The organism is Paenibacillus sp. FSL R7-0272 (genome assembly GCF_037969905.1).
Lineage (GTDB): Bacteria > Bacillota > Bacilli > Paenibacillales > Paenibacillaceae > Paenibacillus > Paenibacillus polysaccharolyticus.
On sequence record NZ_CP150221.1, the window covers coordinates 2,216,345 to 2,239,094 of the forward strand.

A 22,750-nucleotide genomic window follows, 5' to 3' on the forward strand; every position below is an offset into this window, starting at 1 on the left:
AGAGATGATGATGAACAATCTGTGTGTAGCCCATCGTGGATTTTCTTCCATTGCACCGGAGAACACGATGGCCGCATTTAATATGGCGATGGAAAGACCGGAAGTCCAGTGGATGGAACTGGATGTGCAACTATCCCGGGACGGCGTGCCTGTGGTGATCCATGATTTCACATTGGAGCGTACGACGAATGGTAAAGGTCGAGTGAAGGATACCGATTGGTCTGTCTTGAAACAACTGGATGCAGGATCATGGAAAGGTAAGAACTACAAGGGAGAGCGTATACCTTCCCTGAGTGAACTCTTGGATCGTTCCTGTGGCAAAGTTCGATTAAACATCGAATTGAAAACACAAGGAGATATGTATCCGGGTCTGCCTGCAGCGGTGATTCATGAAATTAGAAAAAGACATATGCAGCATGATGTTGTCATCACATCGTTTGAGCCAGCCGCGCTGGTTGAAGTAAAAAAGCTTGCGCCTGAATTAGAAACGGGTCTCATCATTGATGCCAAACCCGGGGATCTGCTTGTAGCATTGAAACAAATGCATTGCACGTTCCTCTCCATCGGATACACCAATGTAGATAAAGCGTTAATGAATGAGATGAATGCTGCCGGCATTCGAGTGATGGCGTGGACAGTGGATGACAAGGCAAGTATGAAAAAGCTGGCTACCATCGACCCGGATGTGATGATATGTACGAATCGTCCTGATGTTTGGGAAGATGCATTTCAGGAGACGAGTAGCCGCTTTTTCAGACCTTAATTGTAAGGCTGTAATCGAACTAATACACGAAGCAATGAACGAAGTAATTAATCCAGTAAAGGTGGTTGCAACTCTATGTTGACGAATATTCGCAATGTGTATTGTGTAGGACGAAATTATAAGCTTCATGCGGAGGAACTGGGTAATGCCGTTCCAGATGAACCGATGATTTTTATGAAGCCTTCTCATGCGGTTGTGCCATTGAATGGAGAAAGTTTAGAATTGCCAGCTTCTAAAGGCGAAGTTCATTATGAGGCTGAATTGGTTATTCGCATTGGTCAGGATTACAAGCCGGGAGTGCGTGTCGATGAACTGGTCGATGCCTATGCTTTTGGTATTGATTTTACGTTGCGTGATGTGCAGACTGTGATTAAGAAAAAGGGACACCCGTGGACGGCCGCCAAAGGGTTTAAAAACTCCGCACCCATCACACCCTTTCAGACATTTCCTGGAGCAGTAGCACTACTCGAAAAAGATTTCACCTTGACGAAGAACGGCGTTCAGGTTCAGCGCGGCAATATCGTCAACATGATCTTCAGTTTACAAGATATTGTGGATTATGTAGGTCATCATTATGGCCTGGGGCCGGGAGATATTATTTTTACAGGTACACCTGAGGGAGTAGGTGCTGCGCAGCCTGGAGATGTGCTTGAGCTGGCGTGGGCGGATGAATCATTAGGAGCATGTACGATCAAGGCAGCGGAGTAATTGAATCAACGCTATAATCCATAAGGTTTATGCCACCCGAGCACAAACAGAATCAAAATAGATTCGTGTTAACAGGAGGAGCGTGATTATGCGCTCCTTTTTTGCGTTGCGCTGCCTTGAAGTTTTTATAGATTGAAATGAAACGGGAACTAGATATATGTTTTGTTAGCACTCTCTGTGAGCAACTCTGCAATTTCCAGGGACTGAAGAGCGTGCTGCTCAGAACTGATACTTCCGCTAGCAAGGCGCTCATCCAGCTGTGACTGAAGCTGTTTAATCTGAATGGCAATGGCCTTAGCAAAATCGCCTCCGCTACCCTCTGCAATTGTTCGTAGTGAATGTCCCTGATACAGTTTCTCCGCCAGCTCCTCTTCTGAAGCCTGGTTCAGTGCACTAAGCAAATCATCATCTTCATTCTCATTGCTGTTCTCCAGATCGACAATAGACCATTTGGGTTCGGGAATGGGGGAGATGGTAGATTTACTCCATGCAGAACCAGCGAAAGACATTGTAACAATCATTGTGCCTAGAATAAAAACTCTTTTCATATTCATCGTTATTATGCTCCTTGTTTTGTGATGTTGTGTATGAACTGAATCGAAGTAGTTCAGTTAATTTTGTTGTTTGAGCTAGATCAATTGTAACTCGGAAACCTGAAGTAAAACTTAAAAATAAATAAGGTTTTGTCTAGCCGCATGTTCAGTTTCTGCTTTGGCGTAAAACCGTGGTATAATTAACTTTCAAAAATATAAAACGTCATGTGCATGGTATTGGTGTCACATGCAGGAGAACTTATGGATTGGATTATAGGCGCTGTGTGCGCTTCTCTGGTAGCGGGGGCCGCTTATGCAAAGAAATCGCTAACCCTGTCTGGATGCCTTGCTGCAATTCTGATGGGTACGATATATTACGGTGCAGGCAATCTGTTCTGGTTTGGCACACTGCTGTTATTTTTTATCACGTCAACACTGCTTTCCAGGTTTCGCAAAGATCGCAAGCAGGAGATGGAGAAGTCTTATGCCAAGACGGGTAATCGGGATGCCGGGCAAGTGATGGCCAATGGCGGTATAGGTATGCTGTTATGTCTGGCCAACTGGATCATGCCGCATCCAGCGTGGTTGTATGCTTTTATCGGAGTTATGGCAACGGTCACCTCGGATACATGGGCAACCGAAATCGGAAGTCTCAGTCGCAAGCCCCCTCGCTCTATACTCACATGGAAGGTGTTAGCCCCCGGAGCCTCGGGAGGCGTTTCTATGTTAGGGAGTTCAGCGGCTGCGCTCGGCGGTATTGTAATTGGTACCGGGGCATTTGCTTTTGCGTCGATTAGCGGATTGGAGCAAACATCCTGGTTTGGCTGGACTCTGGTTGGACTGATCGGTGGGCTAGCGGGAGCGTTCGCTGATTCCTATCTCGGTGCAACCGTGCAAAAGATGTATCGTTGCACAGTATGTGGCCGAGAGGTTGAAGTTCATGAACATTGTGGTCAGCCAACAATACAGGCTCGGGGCTGGACCTGGATGAGTAATGATCTGGTCAATGTGCTCAGTTCTGTGATTGGTGCATGTATAGCTATAGGATTAGGTAGCCTTTTGGCGTTGTAGGGAGGGGATACAGATTGAATACGGTGCAGGGAGACAAATCGGAGGCGATTTTGGATGCGGCCTACGGCATATTTGGATCAAAAGGATTCTATGAGACTAAAATGTCCGATATTGCCGATGAAGCTGGCATTGCCAAAGGCACGATTTATTTATATTTTAAAAGCAAGGAACAACTGTTTGTCGCTGTATCCAAGCGGGATTGTAACAGCTTTATCAGCCGCCTGGAATATGCATTACAAGCACATGAGAACACGGGTGACAAGCTTGGCGCGATCGCCAAGACACATCTGACGTATTATTATGAACGGCGCAATCATACGAAGTTATTTTTTATGGCACCGAATAATGATCCGGATTTGATGAAGTTTATGAAAGCTTTTATGAACGAGTATATGAGCATGGTATGCAAAGTTCTGGAAAGTGCGGGTGTACCTGAGCCTGTGTTACTGGCTGAAGCGTATATCGGCATTCTGGATCGGCTGAAGATGGATATTATGCTGAATCCAGAGTTTAATGAACAAGACCTGAACAAACGAATTGCTTTTGCAGCGGCGCTGTTTTTGGACGGATGCCGTTCATTTCTGCGAGTATAAGCTGGTATGCAAGATCGTGTAGTTGAGGATAGAGCATTTCAAATTATAGAGAAGTGTGGGTAACGTGCAATGAATATAATGACCGTAGAGCAGATTGCAAAAAGTTATGGCGAGAAAATCCTGTTTAAGGATGCTTCATTCGGTATGGCGGATCAGGATAAAATCGGTGTTGTTGGTGTAAACGGGACAGGTAAATCGACATTTTTGCGCGTTATTGCAGGTATGGAGCCTGCGGATGAGGGACAGATTTCCATCGGCAATGATGTACGCGTGCAGTTTCTGGCGCAGAATCCGGATTTTAATTCGAACAACACCGTATTGCAACAAGTGTTTGAAGGTGACAGTGCCGAGATGAGAACCGTGCGTGAGTACACGGAAACGATGGAACTACTGGAATTAAATCCATCAGATACGGCTTTGAATGAACGTCTGATGCGCCTGAACCAACAAATGGAGCAACTTCAGCTTTGGCAGATGGAGAGTGAAGCGAAGAGCATTTTATCCAAGCTGGGTATACAGCAGTTCGATGCACTTATGGGGACATTGTCAGGTGGACAACGAAAAAGGGTTGCGCTTGCTTCCGCGTTAATCCATCCTTGTGAATTGCTCATTCTTGATGAGCCTACGAACCATATCGATAATGATTCTGTTGTATGGCTGGAGCAGTATTTACAGAAACGCCGTGGCGCATTACTTATGATCACGCATGATCGCTATTTCCTGGATCGAGTGGCCAATGTCATGCTGGAGCTTGATCACGGGCGTTTGTTCCGATATGAGGCGAATTATACACGGTTTCTGGAGCTGAAGGCTGAACGGGAAGAACGGGAGTCAGCCTCAGAACAAAAGCGCAAGAATCTGTTACGAACCGAACTTGCGTGGATTCGCCGCGGAGCTAAAGCACGGACTACAAAACAAAAAGCGAGAATTGATCGCTTCGAACAACTGAAAGATCAGCAGGGTGTCCAACGCTCGGGCTCTCTGGAAGTGTCTGTTGGTTCTACGCGTCTGGGGAAAAAGATACTGGAGATTGAATATCTCTCCAAATCTGTTGATAACCGCAAGCTGATCAACGATCTCAGCTATATTGCTGTTCCTGGCGACCGCGTAGGCATTGTAGGTCCGAATGGTAGCGGTAAGTCTACTTTACTACAGATGATTTCAGGTCGATTGCAACCGGACGCTGGAGAAGTTGTTCTGGGGCCAACCGTGAATCTGGGTTATTTTACTCAAGAACATCAGGAGATGGATGAAACGTTGCGCGTGATCGAATACATCAAGGAAGTGGCTGAAAATATAAAAACAGCAGATGGTTCATTGATCACCGCTTCACAGATGCTTGAACGCTTTTTATTCAACCCAACCTCCCAATGGACACCGATTGCCAGGTTGTCGGGCGGAGAGAAACGTCGTTTGTATCTGCTTCGCATTTTAATGGCTGCTCCGAATGTACTGCTACTGGATGAGCCGACTAATGATTTGGATATTCAGACACTTGCTGTGCTTGAAGATTATCTGGATGATTTTCCGGGGGTTGTGTTTGTTGTATCCCATGATCGTTACTTCCTTGATCGTACAGTGGACAAAGTGCTGGCGTTTGAGGGGAACGGCGCTGTACGTGTGCACGTAGGTGATTATAGTGAATATGCGGAATGGATGCTCAAAAATGCCGCCGGGAATCAAGAGAGCGGTGCGAGTGCAGCCAAGAAACAGGTCACTGAGAAAAGCGTTGAAGCTTCGACTCCAGTTACAACGCAGGCAAAACCTAAATTGAAATTTAGCTTCAAGGAACAGCGCGAATACGATCAAATTGACGAAAATATCGAAAAGGCTGAAGCAAACCTCGCCCGGATTAACAAGGAGATGGAAGCTGCCTTTAGCGATTCAGCGCGTCTGCAAGAGTTAATGGCAGAACAGGCTGAGGCAGAGCGTCACTTGGACGAATTGATGGAGCGCTGGACTGTACTTAACGAGCTAGCAGAGCAGATTGAGCAAAACAAATCTTAATTTGGTTGACGTAAGCAAACAAACCATACTATACCATACCAATGCCTTTCTTCATCAGGCGGCTTAGTGCCGCTTTGGAGGAGGCATTTTTGCTTTAAATAACATAGATGAATCCAGACATTGAACATAAAAGATGAAACGTTACCCTTGTTTGTTACGTTTTATTAGTAATGAATTCCATAGAAGGGAGAGAGCGTGAAATTGATCAATAATGAAATCAATGAACAACTCGCCATGCTTAAGGAAAAAGGAAGAATCTACAAAAAATGGACGAAAAGACTCCATAAGCTCCAAGAGGAGGAGAAGCAGTGGGAAGCGAAAGTGGAACATTGCACCGTAGCTCTTCAGAAAGAACAGAAGGACGTGGATCGGCTGAACGGCATGAGCTTGGCCTCATTTTTCTATGATCTGATCGGCAAGAAGACGGAACGTTTGGAGAAAGAAGAGCTTGAGCTGCTGGAGAGCAAGTCAGCTTATGATACAGCTTGCCGAATGTTACAGGATGTACAAGAGCAACGGATTCAAGTTGAGCAAGAGCTTCAAAGACAATCGCAGTATAAGTTATGGGAGAGTGACTACCTAGTTTTATGGGGGAAAAAAGAACAAAGCCTGCTTAAGCAGGATGAAGAACTGCAACAATTGGCCGAAGATCAGGAACATCTGGCGAGCGAACTTCAGGAGCTTAACGAAGCTCTCAGAGAAGGGGATTACTTGGTATATGCGCTTGAACGTGCAGAGAAAGCTTTAGAATCAGCAGGAAATTGGGGGATATATGACATGATGGGTGGAGGTGCAATCTCCACACATATCAAGCGCAGTCGTATGGATGATGCACAAGTGGCTATTATGGATGCGGGTAAGCGTCTGCGTCGTTTTCAGAAGGAATTAGAAGATGTAGAGATGGCGGTAAACGCCGATTTAAATTTGGGCGGTCTGCTGTCCTTTGCGGACTATTTCTTTGATAACTTCTTTGTGGATTGGATGATTCAAGATAAAATTCGTAGTGCCGAGAAACAGGTGAAACATGGACTTAGCATGGTACGACAGACAATACAGGTTTTACATGGAGAGATTAAGGATCACGAAGCCCGGCTTCAGGTTCAGGAACGCCGGTATCGAGAGTACGTGGAACAGGCCTGATCATGAGATGTACCTATTGTGCCTACTTGGTTTAAATAATAAAGGACACAACTTCCACGCCGTTCATGCGGTGAAAGAATGTGTCCTTTTTAATATTGAGAAAAGCTCAAATTAACTGAATGAACTGAATCAAAGCAATAAACAAAGTAATTGTGAATTAAGAAGTAACCTAATCTACCGTCATTCCTTACTTCGTAGTGATGTATGCAGCAAGTAGCTTGGCTGTATTGATTACCGCGCTTTTGTGTGTGCGCTCCATAGAATGAGAAGCGTGAACGCCTGGGCCAATCAGGGCAGCACGAATATTGTTTCCTCCGCGCAAGGCAGCACTGCCATCAGAGCCGTATTGAGGATAAATGTCTACTACGTAGTCCATGCCATCCTGTTTGGCTAGTTCAATTAGACGACTTGTCATATCGTAGTCATAAGGACCGGAAGAGTCTTTTGCACAGATGGATACATCCGTTTCTTTACAGCTAAGATCATCACCCATGGCACCCATATCCACAGCAATCATTTCGCTGATCTCTGCCGGAATATATGCCGCTCCGTGTCCAACTTCTTCATAGTTTGAGATGAGCAGAGAAACGTTATGTACAGGCTTCCAGCCTTCACGATGAGCGGATTCAAGAATACCAAACAGGGCCGCTACACTGGCTTTATCGTCGAGATGGCGAGATTTGATGTAACCGCTTGGTGTAATGACAGCCCGGGCATCAAAAGAGATAAAGTCACCTACACCAATACCAAGCTTTAATACATCCTCCTTGGACGATACCACTTCATCAATCCGGACTTCCATATGATTTTCCGAGCGTTCAAACGTACGAGCATCAGGGTATACGTGCACGGATGGATGCAGAGAAAGAATCGTTCCCGTATATACCTTGCCGTCTCTAGTGTGAATGGAGCAATACTCGTTCTCGATGCTATGCATCGTAAACCCGCCAACAGAGGTCAGTTTTAACGTGCCGTAAGAGGTGATGGACCGCACCATGGCACCGAGCGTGTCTACATGCGCACTTAAAGCAATGGTTCTGGAAGGATCTTCACCGGGCAGTGTGAGCATAGCTCCACCTTTGTTGTTCAGTTCACAGGAGATGTTCAGGGAACTCGCTTCCTTGCGAATCATCTCTATAATGTGGTGGGTGTATCCGCTTGGACTGGGTGTATCCAGTAATTTTTTCAAAAAAGACAGAACGTAAGATTCATCAATAGTAAAACTCATCAATATTTTCCTCCTTTGTCTTGCAGGTACAGGTCAAATAGAATACAGCCTGTCTGGGGGAATGCATGTCCATTCCGATCTACCAGCAGGCTGTTTCTGATTGATTTCTACAACGTACCTGTATTGTTGCCTTTTTGCTGAGTCTGGATTGAATCGTTGTGCAGCTGGTGATCGTGTTCAGGTTCGGTTGAGCGGGTGGAATCCATGTTATCGTAAGAAACGGGTGTAGTAGCGCTGGCTGCAGAAGCTTCCAATTCAGCTACACGCAGATGCAGGCGTTTATTCTCCCGTTGCAGTCGATATTGACGGTAAATTCCGTAAGAACCTACAATGATACCCCCAATTAAAGTACAGCCTAAAATCAGCAAAATCAATGGAACCCGAACCGTATTGAACAGCAGGTTAACCTGAACAGAATCTACATTGATGACTGCAAAAATTCCTGTCAGCAGCGCAAAAACAAGACCTGCGATAAGTGCCCATTGCATTTTCATGATGTTGCCTCCTTGTTGTGAACCAAATGCGAACTAGAATGCATTACCCTTTTTCAAGAGTACTGCATCTCGCTTGATTATAAAATCCCTTGCCCGCCCGGGGCAAGGGATATAGATTACAGGGGATCGCAACCTTATTTGGTTAACTGTTCCATTTGCTCGATTAATTCCTTGAATACACTCATCGCTTCGCGGATAGGCTGCGGTGTTGACATATCCACACCCGCTTTTTTCAAAATATTGATGGAGTAATCACTTCCACCGCTCTTCAGGAATCCGAGATAACGATCGACTGCAGGCTGGCCCTCTTCCAGAATTTGCTTCGAGAAGCTGGTCGCTGCCGAGAAACCTGTAGCGTATTTATATACATAGAAGCTGTTATAGAAGTGGGGGATACGTGCCCATTCCATCTCGATATCTTTGTCAACGACCATATTTTTGCCATGGTACTGTACATTGAGATCGTAATAAATTTCTGACAGTAACTGTGGTGTAAGAGCTTCGCCTTGTTCAGCGCGTTCATGAATAATTTTCTCGAACTCTGCGAACATGGTTTGACGGAATACCGTAGTCCGGAACTGATCTGCATAATACGTAAGTAAATACAGTTTTTCCTTCGGATCTGTTGATTTATTCAACATGTAGTCCATGAGCAGTGCCTCGTTTGTCGTTGAAGCTACTTCTGCAAGGAAAATCGTATACTGTGCATCACGATACGAAAGGGTTGTATCCGAATAATGGGAATGAAGCGCATGACCCATTTCATGTGCCAACGTGAACATGCTGTTCAGATTGTCCTTATGGTTGAGCAGTACATACGGGTGAGTGCCATAAGCACCCCAAGCATACGCACCTGAGCGTTTGTTCTCATTTTCGTATACATCAATCCAGCGGTTATCATAACCAGCTTGAAGAGCTTCTGCATACTCCTTACCGAGCGGCGCCAGACCTTCCTTGACCGTCTTTTTAGCTTCTTCATAGGTGATGTCCATTTTGTACTCATCTACAAGCGGGGCGAACAGATCATACATATGCAGTTGATCCACACCCAGCAGTTTTTTACGGAGATCCATATAACGGTGCAAGAGCGGAAGACTTTCATGAATCGTGTCTACCAGGTTGTTATACACATCCGTTGGGATGTTGTCACCATATAGGTTCATTTCCATGACAGAAGGGTACTTCCGCACGTTGGCATAAAACATATTTTTGGTTACGTTGGCATTCAGTGCTGCGGCGATCGTATTTTTCTGTTTTGCGTAGGTTTCATATACCGCTTTGAAAGCACGCTCCCGAACTTCACGGTTTGGGTTTTCAAGAAACTGAATATAGCTGCCGTGAGTCAATTCGACTTCTTTGCCATTCTCATCTTTAATCCGTGGAAACTTGAGATCCGCATTGTTCAGCATGCTGAAGATGGTCTGCGGTGCTTGGGACAGATTGCCGACCTGTGCGAGCAGTGCTTCTTCCGCCTGGCTTAATACGTGTGCCTTTTCCCGTTTCATCTCTTCCAAGGTAAACGTATATGCGGAGAGACTCTCATTCTTAATAAGAGCGTCAAGCTCTGAATCCGGTAAAGAAAGAATCTCAGGTGTGACAAAGGAAAGTGCTTCGCCTACCCGTACTCCGAGTTTCTGAGCTTTTTGGGACAGGCTTTGATATGTAGGATTAGCTGTGTCTTCATCTTGGTGCATGCGAGCATATACGAAAAGCCGTTCAAGCTTGAGCCCGATTTCGTCTTCGAATTCGAAGCTGGCTTTAAGGACGTCAGGCTGATTTAATTTGCCTTGAAATTCGGAGGCTTTTTTCATCATAGAAGATACTTCTTCATACTCCTGATCCCAAGCCTTCTGATCGGCAAATAAATCTTCCAGTTTCCATGTATGCTCGGCTGGCACCTCGGAACGTTTCAATAGTTTACTCATGGGAATCCTCCTTTGATTATGTGCTGAAAATACGGGCATAGCCGCCTTCGTCTCCTGTGCAAGTGCAGCAGGAGACGAAGGAATAAGACTAAGAGCCAGAAGAACAGATAACGATTTCTGATATTTCAACGGCCTTCCTCCTTACCATACGAATCACTCGTCCCTAATAACTTCGTATAGTATGACCTGGGCACAGCCGAAATATTTGAGCGCCTTGAATCCCGTGTAAACACGTTCAGAATTCTGTATCAGGCTCCCATGTTAACGAGGTAATACACGATGAGGAAAAAGGCAAAACATACGAGCAATGTAGCGATTAGCGCCATTCCTCTTCTTAGACGATCCGGAACGGAATTACGTCCCAGGATCAGTGCGAACCCGAGCGCGAAGGCAAGGATAATGAAGATAACGACATTGCCTGAATCAAGCTGCATCGATTAAACTCCCTTGAAGGCAGCCATTAGCGCACGCCATTCCTCTTCACGATTTTCGAAATCCTCTTTCGGGAAACGACGCTCGGCCCAATGCATTAATGCAGGGCGGCTAAGGAATGTGTGGCATTCTTCGCCCCATTCTTCTGATATTTCCCGTAGAACGAGATACTTGCCTTGTACTTCTACAGTCATCATATTCCACTTGTCTGTTTTGTATATTTCATGTTTTTTTATCATAGGTAGTCTCCAAACTAACGGTTTTGGTAAAATGATACCGTACACTACGATGCAAAGCAAATTTTTTCATCAATTATGCAAAAGATAAATTGCAAAATGGAAGCCCATACAGTATAATAAGGATATTCGCCATAGATGGCGATATTTTTAGGAGGTTGTTCATTTGAAAGGTACAGTTAAATGGTTTAACGCAGAAAAAGGCTATGGCTTTATTTCAGTTGAAGGCGGCGAGGACGTATTCGTACATTTCTCCGCAATCCAAGGCGACGGCTTTAAAACATTGGAAGAAGGTCAAGCGGTAGAATTCGAAATCACTGATGGAAACCGTGGTCCTCAAGCAGCTAACGTAACTAAATTGTAAGATTTTTCCGTAATTCACGGACTTCTTATAAATGATCGATTATAGCTGAACATCACAAACACAAGCACAGTCCCCATTTGGAGACTGTGCTTTTTTTGGTTTTCAGCGCTCATGTGGAACGATGCGTTGTCGTGCGTAACAATTGAAAGCCGAAACCAATCAATGAAGCTAGTGCAAAGGACATTGCGGTAAGATAGAACGTCTGACGTCCTGTAAGCTCTAATAACAAGCCACCCAAGGTTCCACTTAAAAGTCCAGAAGCGCTAGACCACACAATCGTAAATAAAGCCATGCCCGTTGCTCGAAAATGATCGGGAACGAGTCGGGTTATATAACGAACCGCAGTGACATAAAAGATACCGAATGTAACGCTATGCATCGTTTGAATAAAAACAACGGCTGCTGGTGTATGCGAGACAGACATGAATAATAATCGAATGGTATACATCAAGGCCGCTAAGGTGAGAAGTGGGAGTTCCTTATATTTGTTCCCGTATTTGCTTAGTAGCAAAAATATAGGAATCTCACTCACAGAGGAGATGAGCAGGGACCAGCCGATTAATCCTTCACTGGCACCCAAATCTTTGAGTGTGATCGTCAGAAAGGCTTCGTTCATCCGATGACCCATAGCCAGCAGAAACACACAGCCGAAAAAAGCAAGAACATCTCGGCGTTTCAGGATAGCCCACAATCCGGATAAATCCATTTTGCTACTGCTACCAGCAGGCTGGTCCCGTAACTGGAAGCTGATCAGTAAGGTTGCAGCTGCAAGGCTAATGCAGATCCACATCGTCCATTCGGAACCAAAAGAGCCGAGGACATAACCGATGCTAAGGGCAAAAAAAGCATATCCGATGGAGCCAAACACTCGAATAGACGTGAAATTTCGACCATATTTATTCGCCGTTGTAATTGCCATCGTATCCGACAGTGGGTAGACCGGATAATAGAAAAAGTAAAATAGAGTTACAAGGACAAACACTTCGCCAAAGCTTGATGCATTGGCAAGCAGGATGCCAGTGATTAGCTGGCCGCCTAGCAATAGAATCATGACTTTTCGTACTGTTTTGTATTTGTCGCTAGCCATGCTCCAAAACATATTAGAGAATACCGAGATGAGCGGGCCAATACCGTACAAGTAACCAATCTCGGCGGGGCTAAAGCCAAGGTGGCTAAAGTAAAGCTGGAAATAGGATACTACGAGTGCGGTAGAACCAAAGATGGTGAACATCAGTGCCCGGAGCCAGTTCTGATCTGGCCGGGCCGTATGACTTGATTTCATGATGAGAGACTCCGTTCTTAAATCTAAATTCAGATTATTTCATGATTTAGACTTCTTATAATTTGTTTCATAGATCATATGATATGAATGTGTTCCCAAATGGACTAGCCTTTCAAGGATGAAGAGTCGCGAGATGGCGGTATGGACATCGTTGGTTCTTTTTGCGTGCGCCGGATGACCAGCCAGACAATAACAAGTTCTGCAAGCAAACCAAGTGATTGGGCGGCTGCCCCGATCATACCGTTCCAAGCGGGGAAAATGCTTACCAGAATAAGCAATACTATAATTGTGCAAATCGCATTGGCACTCTGTGAACGAAACATCGTTTTGGTCTGACCGCGAAGCAGAATAAGACCATTGCTGAAGTCCAGAAAAGGAGAGATCAGCGGAAATAACACAAAGGCGCGAAGTGTCCAGAGACTTTGCTCCAGTAGCTGGCCCTGAACGCTCATGATATTTTCGAGTACCCATGGTCCCAGAGGCGTATACGCAATGGAGACAGTCATCGCGAACGGTATAAAACCGGTAACGAGCGCAAATTTCTTAACGAGTTTGGCATCGATCAGATAGAAGTTGAGCACGATCTGATGAATGTAGGTAAAAAAGCTTAACATGAGCTGCATCAGACTGCTCGCTACAGCAAAAGAGGAGATAGCCAGCGCGATTCCGGTTGTTTTACCGAGAACAATGTTAATGACAGGACCTATAAACAGGGCTACAAAACTGGAGAGCAACAACGGTTTGTAAAAGCGATACACATCTCCCTTGCTCTCAACGGGATGATCCTCAAGCTTGGCAGGCATTTTTCTCATAATGTTTCTGCCTTCCAAGTAGCTAACCAGAGCTTCAATCATCATTCCCGCAGCAAAGATGATAGCGCCTACACGACCGCTGTTAATAGAGTCTGTGTAGATGAAGTACAAGGATAACCCATACATACCTGCTAACCTGAATACCATACCAATGGTGAGCCATTTGGTTCGATTGTTCGTGATGATTATGCCTTGGTAGATGTTGCGGATGACAGAAAAAATACTAACGTACATCAGGATCTCGTATACGTCGATCACTTTGCTTAGTAGATCCGGGCTGACGCCGAATAAATATTTGAACACACCGGTACCAATGGGTGAGTACACAATAAGAAATCCGATGAGTAGCACGCAAGCCAGAAATATTTTGGTCACAAACGTAAGAGCCTGAAAAGAGAGGCGGTCCCGCACCAGGGCGGAACAGGTTTGACGCAACAAGGTGGAGGGACGCTCCGTGAGGGTCAGCAAACTTCCCGCAATGGCATAACTTGCAATAACAGTCTCTGGATGAGCAGAGCGTGCAAGTGTGCTGTTAATGATTACGTGTGATATCGTAACTAGAGAGGCGGAGATGCCAAGTGGCACAAAAAAAGAAAATAACCGTCTCCACGAAAGTGGTTCACCTGACGACATGTCAACGACTCCTTTGATGGATAGAAATATGGATAGTATATCATAAAGCTTTGAACGGGGATGCGATTTTTTACGCGGTTTATGCGGTAGATCATTTGTACAATTAAGGGGATCATATTATAATAGGAATGGTTAAAATCGCTCTAATACGTATTCAACCAAAGTGGAGGCACATTTATTTTGAGCCAATCAAATCGAAAACGTCATCAGTACCCGCGAGGACCGCTGGCATTGATGAGAGGGGTGTACAAATACACCATTCCGGAAACGCGTAAGGCATTGGATGGATGGCGTGCTCAGGCAGAGACAATTCCAAATGAGGAATTACGTACTCAAGCACTTGCCAGTCTAAGGGATAAGCAATTTCACTGTGAAGGTGGAACTGTCTATGCATTAGCGGATATGTCCAATAGACATATTCTTATTCCGCTAATCGTTTCGTATCAAACCATAAGTGATTATTTGGACAATCTGTGTGACCGCAGCACCTCGATGGACCCGGCTGATTTTCGCTTGCTCCATCAATCTATGCTTGATGCGGTAGATCCCGAGGCAACACCTGTCAATTATTATGCGCTCCGTGAGGATCAGGATGACGGTGGTTACCTACGGAATCTGGTGACGACATGTCAGGAGCTCACTCGTCAGCTACCAGGATATGCGTCAGCCAAGCCCCAAATACAGGATCTGGCAGGCCTATACACGGACCTGCAGGTATATAAGCACATCAAACCGGAACTGAGAGAAACGGCTTTGCTCGAATGGTGGTCGGAGCATCGCCACCGCACACCTCAGTTTCGCTGGAACGAATTTGCCGCTGCTACGGGCTCTACTCTGGGTGTATTTATGCTGTTTCTCGCTGCAAGTGACGATCAGCTGACCGAAGAGCAGGCGGTATCGATCCACACTGCCTATTTCCCGCACGTATGCGCATTACACATCATGCTCGATTATTTGATCGATCAGGATGAGGATCGTGTCGGTGGGGATCTCAACTTCTGCAATTATTATGAGAATGTAGAGATGATGCTGGATCGAATTGCTTTTATTGTGGAGATGGCTCGCAGTGATGTGCAGAAGATTCCGGGAACTTCTTTTCACCGGATGATTATTGAAGGACTGATAGCCATTTACCTGTCTGATCCCAAAGTCAGCGAACAGCATGAAGTTCGCGTCGTGTCCAAACGCTTGATGAAGAACAGTCCAATGACACGTGTGTTTTTCTTCATTTTCAGTCGGTGGATACGGAAGCATATGTAAGTCAGGTGTATTGTTGCGGAGCCTGAAGTGAAACTAGAGGAGGAAGAAACATCATGACAGCAGTAAAGAAAATCGCAGTGCTAACGAGCGGTGGCGATTCACAGGGGATGAACGCGGCTGTTCGTGCGGTTGTTCGCAGCGGACTATTTCACGGATTGGAAGTGTTCGGTATTCAGCGCGGATACCAAGGGCTTTTGAACAATGATATTTTCCCGATGGATCTGCGCAGTGTTGGGGATATTATTCAGCGCGGGGGAACCGTTCTGCAATCTGCACGTTGTAAAGAGTTCTATACCGCGGAAGGCCAGCAAAAAGGAGCAGATATTTTGCGCGCACGCGGTATTGATGGTCTTATTGTTATTGGCGGAGACGGTTCATATCATGGTGCAAACAAATTGAGCAAGCTTGGCATTAACACGATGGGTTTGCCAGGTACGATTGATAATGACATATCATTTACGGATTACACGATCGGATTTGATACATCCGTAAGTGTTGTGGTTGATGCGGTGAACAAATTGCGTGACACGATGTCTTCGCATGAACGTTCTTCCATCGTTGAGGTTATGGGCCGTCACTGCGGAGATATTGCGCTCCATGCCGGACTTGCTTCGGGAGCAGAAACCATTCTGGTGCCGGAAGTACCCTTTGACATGGACGAAGTGGCTGAACGTATGAAAGCAAACTTTGCACACGGCAAACGCCACAGTATTATCATCGTAGCTGAAGGTGTAGGTAAAGGCGAAGACGTGGCCAAAGAACTGATGGAACGCTGCCCGACATATGAGCCGCGTGTTACCGTTCTTGGACACATCCAGCGCGGTGGTACACCAACGCCATTTGACCGTAACCTCGCTAGCCGTCTTGGTGACTTCGCTGTTCGTAGTCTGATTGCGGGCGAGACGGATAAAGGCTGTGGACTTGTCAAAGGTGAGCTGGTTCTTACGGACATCGATAAAGTCGTAAATACGAAAAAAGCATTTGATATGGAAACGTATGAGCTTGCACAACGCTTGTCTCAATAATTCCTTTCAACAAAAAAAGAGCACACTCCGTATGATTCGGAGCTGTGCTCTTCTTTTTGTATTCGGTGTATTCTCTTTCTTCTGTGTGAAGAAAGAAGAAAAGCGTGCGAGGAGAACGCAGTTTGCTTACGCGCGAAGGGAGGCTTGCTTTTGCACCCTGAATAGTCTCCACAACAGCGCTGTGGCTCCCACTACGAGCCCGGCAATGAGACCAATCCAATATCCAAATGCGCCAAGCGAAGTATAAGTTGCTGTGAGATAACCAACGGGCAGACCGATAATCCAATAAGCGACAAAGGTAATGATCAACGCAGGATTCACATCCTTGTATCCGCGCAGTGCCCCTTGTGTCGGCGTAGCAATGGCATCGGAAATTTGGAAGAAAATTGCGTAGATTAGAAAATGCTGCGTTAGTGTAATTACTTCCTGTTCGTTGGAATAAATTCTCGCAATCGGCTCTCCGAAAACCAGCAAAATGATCGCTGTAATCAAGGAAAGGCCAATAGCTCCCCCGATTCCTAGCAGACTATACTGTCGGGCGTCTTTCAGCCGGCCTGCACCATTTTCAAAGCCAACCAGAATGGTGAGTGCCATACAGATGCTCACAGGTAACATATAGAGTGTAGAAGCGAAGTTCAGTGCTGCCTGATGGGCGGCTATCGTGACCGTATCGAATCGGCTCATCAGCAAGGTGACCGCAGCGAAGATAGACGTTTCAAAAAAGGTTGCAAATCCAATCGGGACCCCAATGACCAGAAGTTCCTTCCATTTGCTAAACGAGATCCGTGACCATTGACGGAAAATAGAATACTTGGCGAATGGCTCGATACGATGGGCGAAAAACAGGCTAATCAAAAAAATAAGCCAATATGTACATGCTGTGGCCACACCTGCACCAACACCGCCTAATTGAGGGAAACCCCACCGCCCAAAAATGAGCAGATAGTTGAGCAAAATATTGACGGGGAGCGAGACGAGTGTGATGAGCATGGTAACACGTGTCTGTCCAAGTGCATCCATAAAACTGCGAAGTACTGTATATCCGAATAGGGGCATAATGCCAAAAGCTAGCGCACACAGAAAATAAAATGCTACATTTGCAACATGCGGCTCGAGGGGCATCGCGTTTAAAATGGGACTCAACAATAAAGCGCCTGCTGCTAGCACAATAAGACCTACAGCAATGCCCAGGTAGAGCGCCTGAATGACGCTCCGTCCAATCTGATCATGTTGCCTGGAGCCGAGCAGGTGAGAGACAACAGGGGTTATTCCCATTAAAATCCCGCTAAGTCCGGTCTGCACGGGCATCCATAGGCTTGTACCTATAGCGACTCCTGCGAGATCAGCTGGCGAAAATTTACCGGACATATTCGTATCAAAGAACGACATGGCCGAAAGCGCAATTTGAGTGGTGAAGATGGGCAAAAATATAATCAGGAACTGTTTGATCTTTTGTGGAAAGCTCGATGTGTTCATATTCACTTAAGGTGCCTCGCGATCTATATAGTTATCATGCTGATGTCATATCAGACAGCTATTAATTGTAGAGGATTTTTACGAATTTGAATAGTGTAACAGGAGAAAGGGGATTGAAGCAGGAACGGAGTACCTTAACAAATATTCAGGATGTAAAATATAAAAAAACCTCGCTCCCGCTATAAACGGGACGAGGCACGAGATTACGGAGTTCGTGACCAAATCTGGAGTTAGATGAGTTCGAACAGATAAATTTTTTCTAAGTTCAAATTAAGTTATTTGTACTGTACGCCAGGAGTATAGCGATTGGATGCATTCCATAGCAAATATTCATCCACATTCATTTCTTTCATCGCTTTAATCTGATCTTCGACCTGTTTTTTACCGTATTTGATATAATGTCCGCTACCCAGCCAGCTTGCGGTAAAGTCTTGAATCCATGGCCGAATGATTGGTTTGAGTTCTTTGGTAGGGTCGAGCTTCTTATGTGTATCCTTCATAGAACCTTTAATCGTTGTGTAAGGGTCTTTGTCAGGGTCTTTCACACCATACCAGCCGGTGGAATAATGACTTGGATAGACCATAGGTGAGATGACATCCACGTTTTCTGAAATTTTCACAAAATCCTGACCAATACCTTCGGCTGCCGGCACAGAGGCTGCATATCCAAAAATATCTACCGAAACTCGGACACCAAGAGGTGCGAGCTCTTTACGTGCGTATTGCACAAATTCGGCGACAACGTCAACGCGTGATTGATCGGTCTGTGTGTACTTTAGTGTATCTGCGCGTGTTTCAAATCCCTCGGGAAAGCGAACGTAGTCAAACTGAATTTCCTTGAAACCGAGCTTCGCCGCTTCTTTGGCAATTTCAATATTATAATCCCATACCTCTTTGCTGTAAGGATTCACGAAACTGTCTCCTTTACCGTTGGCCCATACAGAGCCGTCCTTATTACGAAAGGATAGTTCGGGGTTCTTCTTCGCTAGAATGGTGTCCTTGAATACAACAACTCGTGCGATAGGATACACCTTGTGTTTCTCTAATCGTTTCATCAAGGCATTGATATCTCGAATAAAAGATTTTGCTTCGCCCATAGTTTTCACGGCTTTGTTTTTGGACGGATATGTGATATACCCGAGATCATCCTTGATATCAATAACCATAGCATTTAGTTCTGTCTGATCGGTCAGTTCGAGCAGTTGTGCCATTCTTGCGCCACCAGCACTGTACGCTGTGACATATATGCCTTTAACAACAGGAGCATCAGGTTGCGGATCGACCTTGGCAGGGGGATTGTCAGCATCAATGACGACTTGTTCTTTTTGTGATTGAATAATGGCTGTGTTAAAACTGTTGCTTAACGAGGGTAATTGACTATTATTGCTATGACCCAGATCCGGAGCTACCGACGTTCCTCCGAAACCTCCCAAGGCCATTGCGAACAAAGCCCACAGTATGTTCATACTTTTTCACTCCCTTTATGTACATTACATACTTGATTATACAACAAAGCCTCCGTGCTTTTAACCATATTAATCCTTTTATGAAACATGTGGAAAAAATGAAAACCGCTCCCTGACTGAGGAATACCTCGTCAAGAAGCGGCGTAATCGATCTGAAAAATATTATTGAATATACACATCATTCTGATGCTCACAAATACTGTACTGAATGATTTCCATTGCATCTCCCTGTTCCAGGATGCCCAGCCCATCCCGGAGAACAATCAAAGAGTCGAGTTCATTCGGTTTTAAGAAAGGGAGCATTTCCGGGCACCATTTGTTGACAATTTCAAACAGTTTTACCGTTTCCGTATCCACAATAATCACCCTTTCCTACTCGAATTCCAAAATGGTAAGTCATTCGGCGCGAATCGGGAAAGCATATGGCTTTGTGAAAAGTAAAGGTTAGAACCTGCTTACAACATATTTAAGAGCGGTGCACCATTATTATACCACAAACTTGCGAATTGTTAACGGGCAGATAACTAACTGCGGCGGAATGAGCCCATCACGCCTACGGTTTCCACGATGTTAACAAATGCTTTTGGATCGGTCTCTTTGATAATGCGTTTGATCTCAACCAGTTCGTAACGGGTAGTCACAGTCATTAACATATCCTTTTCAATGTCAGTGTATGCCCCTTGGGTTTTAATTTTTGTGACGCCGCGTGGACGAGTCAGAAGTTTTTTCAGCATCGCTTCGGTTTCATTGGTGATGATGTAGAGCGTAACCTTGACGTGACTGATATGAATGAGATCCAGCACTTTACCTGTAACGTAGATCGAGACCATGGAGGCAAGAGCGGTATTCCAGTTATTATTCAGATAACCAGCTAGTAAAATGATCGCTCCATTCATACCCGCCATGACGGTGCCAATCGGGAAATCACGATTTCTGGTGAAAATGGAACCGACAATATCCAAGCCTCCAGTAGAGCCGCCCACTCTAAAGGAAACACCGGTACCTATTCCAACCAGCACGCCGCCAAACACACAGCTTAGAATTGGATCGGTCGCTACAGCAGAAACAGGCAGCAGACCAATAAACCAGGAAGTGGCTGCTACCGACACAATGCTCAATATAATGAAACGTCGTCCAAGAATAAACCAACCTGCAATGAGCAGAGGGATGTTAAGAACAAAATACATTATACTAAGATTCAAATTGGTAAAATAACCTAAAAGCATGGAAATACCGGATACTCCACCGCTCAGAAGCTGGTGGGGCACCAAAAACCAGTTAAAGCCGCAAGCAATAGCTGCAGCACCCAAAATGATCACCAAAGAGTGCCAAATTATTTTGGGCAATTTAATCACCTCATTTTTATTTAAAACCAGATTGCTGGTAATCTTGAATAGTTTTATGATATAATGATTTGTGGATATTCTTGAGTAGGAAACTTTTCCCAAATCGAAAGCTAAAATTTGAAATGTTTCAAACACATGATTGTAGTTTTAGTCTTATCTTGGGGACCCATTCATGGAATTATGTTCGTTCATGAAAATAATTCGTCCCGTTGGGATACCCTATAAATATTAACGCTACTTAAGAATACAGACAACAAAGTGGATTGTCCACCATGTCCACCATATAAAAGGAGTATGAATAATTTTGACAAATTTAAATTTCACAGATTTCAATCTTGAACCACTGGTGCTGCAAGCCATCACTGAGCTCGGGTTTGAAGAAGCAACACCGATTCAATCCAAATCGATTCCTTTTGCACTTGAAGGTAGAGATTTGATCGGTCAAGCTCAAACAGGTACAGGTAAAACCGCTGCATTCGGTATTCCGTTGATCAGCAAAATCTCCAAAACGGATGATAAAATCCGCGCCCTCATTATGGCACCTACACGTGAACTTGCGATCCAAGTCGCTGAAGAGATCGAAAAACTTACTCGCTTCAAAGGTCTACGCTCCCTGCCAATCTACGGCGGACAAGATATCGTACGCCAGATTCGTGCATTGAAAAGAAAACCACAGATTATCATCGGTACACCAGGACGTCTCCTTGACCACATCAACCGCAAAACAATCAAACTTGATGATGTACAAACTGTTGTATTGGACGAAGCAGATGAAATGCTCGACATGGGTTTCATGGAGGATATTCAATCGATCCTGAAACAAGTTCCAGACGACCGTCAAACGATGCTGTTCTCTGCAACAATGCCTCCTAACATTCAAAAATTGGCTCAACAATTCTTGACTAATCCAGAACACGTTTCTGTTATTCCTAAACAAGTCAGCGCTCCGTTGATTGATCAGGCTTATATTGAAGTACCTGAGCGCCAAAAATTCGAAGCTCTTAGCCGTTTGCTGGATATGGAATCCCCAGAACTGGCAATCGTGTTCGGACGTACCAAGCGTCGTGTTGACGAATTGGCTGAAGCTTTGCAAAAACGTGGATATTCCGCTGATGGTTTGCATGGTGACCTGTCTCAAAACCAACGTGATACGGTAATGCGTAAGTTCCGTGATGGCAGCATTGATGTACTCGTTGCAACAGACGTGGCGGCGCGTGGTCTCGACGTATCTGGCGTAACACACGTTGTGAACTTTGACCTTCCGCAAGATCCGGAAAGTTATGTTCACCGTATTGGCCGAACAGGTCGTGCGGGTAAAGAAGGTGCGGCATGGTCTTTCGTAACTCCGCGTGAGATTGATCACTTGCACTTCATCGAGCGTGTAACACGTCACCGTATTCCGCGTAAACCGTTGCCTACGATGGCAGAAGCGGTTGAAGGAAAACAACGCGTAACGGCTGAACGTCTCCTGGAGATTGTACAATCCGGTGAGCTGAACGAATACAAAGGTATTGCCATTCAAATGCTGGAGCAATATGATTCTGTACAATTGTTGTCCGCAGCTTTGAAACTCCTGACAGGCGACAAAAAAGATGCTCAGGTTGATCTGACTCCTGAAGATCCAATCCGTGCTAAACGTCGTAGACCAGATGTTCGTTCTGGCGGACGCAAACCATCAGGTTACAGCGGTAACCGTAGCAGTGGTGGCGGTGGTGGTTATAACCGTGATCGCAACAGCAGTGGTGGTGGACGTGGCGGTTACAACCGTGACCGCAACAGCAGTGGTGGAAGTGGAAGCAGAGAAGGCGGCTACAACCGTGATCGCAAACCGCGTCCAAGCAATAACGAAGGACGTCGTCCGGCTAGAGATAACTCTTTCGAATAAGTGTAACATTTAATGAGGATGGGGCAGGAAGCTGCTCCATCTTTTTTTACTTTGTAAAAGTTCATAAACTT

The 22,750-nt window shown here is 45.2% G+C and carries 22 protein-coding genes; 10 read left to right on the plus strand and 12 right to left on the minus strand.

What is annotated here, in order from left to right; translation table 11 throughout:
* Window positions 1-10: 10 nt before the first annotated feature.
* Window positions 11-763 carry a glycerophosphodiester phosphodiesterase family protein gene (locus tag MKY23_RS09855; protein WP_339839349.1) on the plus strand — a complete coding sequence of 251 codons (753 nt, stop codon included), beginning with the start codon at window positions 11-13 and terminating at the stop codon, window positions 761-763.
* A 75-nt stretch (window positions 764-838) separates the two neighbouring features.
* On the plus strand, window positions 839-1,471 hold the full coding sequence (locus tag MKY23_RS09860) for a fumarylacetoacetate hydrolase family protein (protein ID WP_253495681.1): 633 nt from the start codon (window positions 839-841) through the stop codon (window positions 1,469-1,471).
* Window positions 1,472-1,620: 149 nt separating this feature from the next.
* Here the strand turns inward: MKY23_RS09860 and MKY23_RS09865 are convergent, their stop codons facing one another.
* Window positions 1,621-2,025: a hypothetical protein gene (locus MKY23_RS09865; RefSeq protein ID WP_253495679.1), complete on the minus strand. Its 405-nt coding sequence runs from the start codon at window positions 2,023-2,025 to the stop codon at window positions 1,621-1,623.
* Between the two features lie 240 nt (window positions 2,026-2,265).
* Here MKY23_RS09865 and MKY23_RS09870 point away from each other — a divergent pair, with 240 nt between their 5' ends.
* From MKY23_RS09870 to MKY23_RS09885, 4 genes are all read left to right on the plus strand, one after another.
* The gene (locus MKY23_RS09870; protein ID WP_339837607.1) at window positions 2,266-3,075 is read left to right on the plus strand and encodes a DUF92 domain-containing protein; all 810 of its coding nucleotides are present in this window, start codon (window positions 2,266-2,268) and stop codon (window positions 3,073-3,075) included.
* Between the two features lie 14 nt (window positions 3,076-3,089).
* A complete protein-coding gene (locus tag MKY23_RS09875) occupies window positions 3,090-3,668 on the plus strand; it encodes a TetR/AcrR family transcriptional regulator (RefSeq protein ID WP_221786519.1) in 579 nt (192 codons plus the stop codon).
* Between the two features lie 69 nt (window positions 3,669-3,737).
* Entirely contained in the window at window positions 3,738-5,675 is a 1,938-nt protein-coding gene (locus MKY23_RS09880; RefSeq protein ID WP_339837611.1) for an ABC-F family ATP-binding cassette domain-containing protein, read from the plus strand.
* Between the two features lie 195 nt (window positions 5,676-5,870).
* Entirely contained in the window at window positions 5,871-6,815 is a 945-nt protein-coding gene (locus MKY23_RS09885) for a hypothetical protein (protein ID WP_154886589.1), read from the plus strand.
* Between the two features lie 187 nt (window positions 6,816-7,002).
* Here MKY23_RS09885 and MKY23_RS09890 read toward each other — a convergent pair whose 3' ends face one another.
* From MKY23_RS09890 to MKY23_RS09910, 5 genes are all read right to left on the minus strand, one after another.
* Window positions 7,003-8,043 carry a M42 family metallopeptidase gene (locus tag MKY23_RS09890; RefSeq protein WP_090924718.1) on the minus strand — a complete coding sequence of 347 codons (1,041 nt, stop codon included), beginning with the start codon at window positions 8,041-8,043 and terminating at the stop codon, window positions 7,003-7,005.
* A gap of 107 nt (window positions 8,044-8,150) precedes the next feature.
* The gene (locus tag MKY23_RS09895; protein WP_154886587.1) at window positions 8,151-8,537 is read right to left on the minus strand and encodes a lipopolysaccharide assembly protein LapA domain-containing protein; all 387 of its coding nucleotides are present in this window, start codon (window positions 8,535-8,537) and stop codon (window positions 8,151-8,153) included.
* Window positions 8,538-8,671: 134 nt separating this feature from the next.
* Window positions 8,672-10,462 (minus strand): oligoendopeptidase F, encoded by a 1,791-nt coding sequence (gene pepF / locus MKY23_RS09900; protein WP_339837616.1) that lies wholly within the window; start codon window positions 10,460-10,462, stop codon window positions 8,672-8,674.
* A 248-nt stretch (window positions 10,463-10,710) separates the two neighbouring features.
* Window positions 10,711-10,896 carry a hypothetical protein gene (locus MKY23_RS09905; protein ID WP_090924720.1) on the minus strand — a complete coding sequence of 62 codons (186 nt, stop codon included), beginning with the start codon at window positions 10,894-10,896 and terminating at the stop codon, window positions 10,711-10,713.
* Between the two features lie 3 nt (window positions 10,897-10,899).
* Complete coding sequence (locus MKY23_RS09910; RefSeq protein ID WP_090924721.1) at window positions 10,900-11,133, minus strand: hypothetical protein; 234 nt, start codon at window positions 11,131-11,133, stop codon at window positions 10,900-10,902.
* 163 nt (window positions 11,134-11,296) lie between these two features.
* Between MKY23_RS09910 and MKY23_RS09915 the strand changes: the two genes are divergently transcribed.
* The gene (locus MKY23_RS09915; RefSeq protein ID WP_056700251.1) at window positions 11,297-11,494 is read left to right on the plus strand and encodes a cold shock domain-containing protein; all 198 of its coding nucleotides are present in this window, start codon (window positions 11,297-11,299) and stop codon (window positions 11,492-11,494) included.
* Between the two features lie 109 nt (window positions 11,495-11,603).
* Here MKY23_RS09915 and MKY23_RS09920 read toward each other — a convergent pair whose 3' ends face one another.
* Entirely contained in the window at window positions 11,604-12,776 is a 1,173-nt protein-coding gene (locus tag MKY23_RS09920; protein ID WP_253495672.1) for an MFS transporter, read from the minus strand.
* Window positions 12,777-12,880: 104 nt separating this feature from the next.
* A complete protein-coding gene (locus MKY23_RS09925) occupies window positions 12,881-14,221 on the minus strand; it encodes a multi antimicrobial extrusion protein MatE (RefSeq protein ID WP_336122305.1) in 1,341 nt (446 codons plus the stop codon).
* Between the two features lie 180 nt (window positions 14,222-14,401).
* Between MKY23_RS09925 and MKY23_RS09930 the strand changes: the two genes are divergently transcribed.
* Entirely contained in the window at window positions 14,402-15,481 is a 1,080-nt protein-coding gene (locus tag MKY23_RS09930; RefSeq protein WP_186809557.1) for a tetraprenyl-beta-curcumene synthase family protein, read from the plus strand.
* A 53-nt stretch (window positions 15,482-15,534) separates the two neighbouring features.
* Complete coding sequence (gene pfkA, locus MKY23_RS09935; RefSeq protein WP_123064288.1) at window positions 15,535-16,506, plus strand: 6-phosphofructokinase; 972 nt, start codon at window positions 15,535-15,537, stop codon at window positions 16,504-16,506.
* A gap of 126 nt (window positions 16,507-16,632) precedes the next feature.
* On the opposite strand, the gene MKY23_RS09940 is transcribed toward pfkA, so the two are convergent.
* From MKY23_RS09940 to MKY23_RS09955, 4 genes are all read right to left on the minus strand, one after another.
* Window positions 16,633-17,982 carry an MATE family efflux transporter gene (locus MKY23_RS09940; RefSeq protein WP_336122306.1) on the minus strand — a complete coding sequence of 450 codons (1,350 nt, stop codon included), beginning with the start codon at window positions 17,980-17,982 and terminating at the stop codon, window positions 16,633-16,635.
* Between the two features lie 275 nt (window positions 17,983-18,257).
* Complete coding sequence (locus MKY23_RS09945) at window positions 18,258-19,448, minus strand: putative glycoside hydrolase (protein WP_221786524.1); 1,191 nt, start codon at window positions 19,446-19,448, stop codon at window positions 18,258-18,260.
* A gap of 162 nt (window positions 19,449-19,610) precedes the next feature.
* Window positions 19,611-19,805, minus strand: a complete 195-nt coding sequence (locus MKY23_RS09950; RefSeq protein WP_090924726.1) for a hypothetical protein — start codon at window positions 19,803-19,805, stop codon at window positions 19,611-19,613.
* A 167-nt stretch (window positions 19,806-19,972) separates the two neighbouring features.
* On the minus strand, window positions 19,973-20,794 hold the full coding sequence (locus MKY23_RS09955) for a YitT family protein (RefSeq protein WP_090924727.1): 822 nt from the start codon (window positions 20,792-20,794) through the stop codon (window positions 19,973-19,975).
* A gap of 304 nt (window positions 20,795-21,098) precedes the next feature.
* On the opposite strand from MKY23_RS09955, the gene MKY23_RS09960 reads away from it, so the two are divergent.
* Window positions 21,099-22,679 (plus strand): DEAD/DEAH box helicase, encoded by a 1,581-nt coding sequence (locus MKY23_RS09960; protein WP_154886576.1) that lies wholly within the window; start codon window positions 21,099-21,101, stop codon window positions 22,677-22,679.
* Window positions 22,680-22,750: the final 71 nt, after the last annotated feature.

Excerpts from the sequence above, each read along its gene's own strand:
- MKY23_RS09855 (WP_339839349.1), top strand. The coding sequence starts at position 11 with ATGAACAATCTGTGTGTAGCCCATCGTGGATTTTCTTCCATTGCACCG.
- MKY23_RS09860 (WP_253495681.1), top strand. The coding sequence starts at position 839 with ATGTTGACGAATATTCGCAATGTGTATTGTGTAGGACGAAATTATAAG.
- MKY23_RS09865 (WP_253495679.1), bottom strand. The coding sequence starts at position 2,025 with ATGAATATGAAAAGAGTTTTTATTCTAGGCACAATGATTGTTACAATG.
- MKY23_RS09870 (WP_339837607.1), top strand. The coding sequence starts at position 2,266 with ATGGATTGGATTATAGGCGCTGTGTGCGCTTCTCTGGTAGCGGGGGCC.
- MKY23_RS09880 (WP_339837611.1), top strand. The coding sequence starts at position 3,738 with ATGAATATAATGACCGTAGAGCAGATTGCAAAAAGTTATGGCGAGAAA.
- MKY23_RS09890 (WP_090924718.1), bottom strand. The coding sequence starts at position 8,043 with ATGAGTTTTACTATTGATGAATCTTACGTTCTGTCTTTTTTGAAAAAA.
- MKY23_RS09895 (WP_154886587.1), bottom strand. The coding sequence starts at position 8,537 with ATGAAAATGCAATGGGCACTTATCGCAGGTCTTGTTTTTGCGCTGCTG.
- pepF (WP_339837616.1), bottom strand. The coding sequence starts at position 10,462 with ATGAGTAAACTATTGAAACGTTCCGAGGTGCCAGCCGAGCATACATGG.
- MKY23_RS09905 (WP_090924720.1), bottom strand. The coding sequence starts at position 10,896 with ATGCAGCTTGATTCAGGCAATGTCGTTATCTTCATTATCCTTGCCTTC.
- MKY23_RS09910 (WP_090924721.1), bottom strand. The coding sequence starts at position 11,133 with ATGATAAAAAAACATGAAATATACAAAACAGACAAGTGGAATATGATG.
- MKY23_RS09920 (WP_253495672.1), bottom strand. The coding sequence starts at position 12,776 with ATGAAATCAAGTCATACGGCCCGGCCAGATCAGAACTGGCTCCGGGCA.
- MKY23_RS09925 (WP_336122305.1), bottom strand. The coding sequence starts at position 14,221 with ATGTCGTCAGGTGAACCACTTTCGTGGAGACGGTTATTTTCTTTTTTT.
- pfkA (WP_123064288.1), top strand. The coding sequence starts at position 15,535 with ATGACAGCAGTAAAGAAAATCGCAGTGCTAACGAGCGGTGGCGATTCA.
- MKY23_RS09940 (WP_336122306.1), bottom strand. The coding sequence starts at position 17,982 with ATGAACACATCGAGCTTTCCACAAAAGATCAAACAGTTCCTGATTATA.
- MKY23_RS09945 (WP_221786524.1), bottom strand. The coding sequence starts at position 19,448 with ATGAACATACTGTGGGCTTTGTTCGCAATGGCCTTGGGAGGTTTCGGA.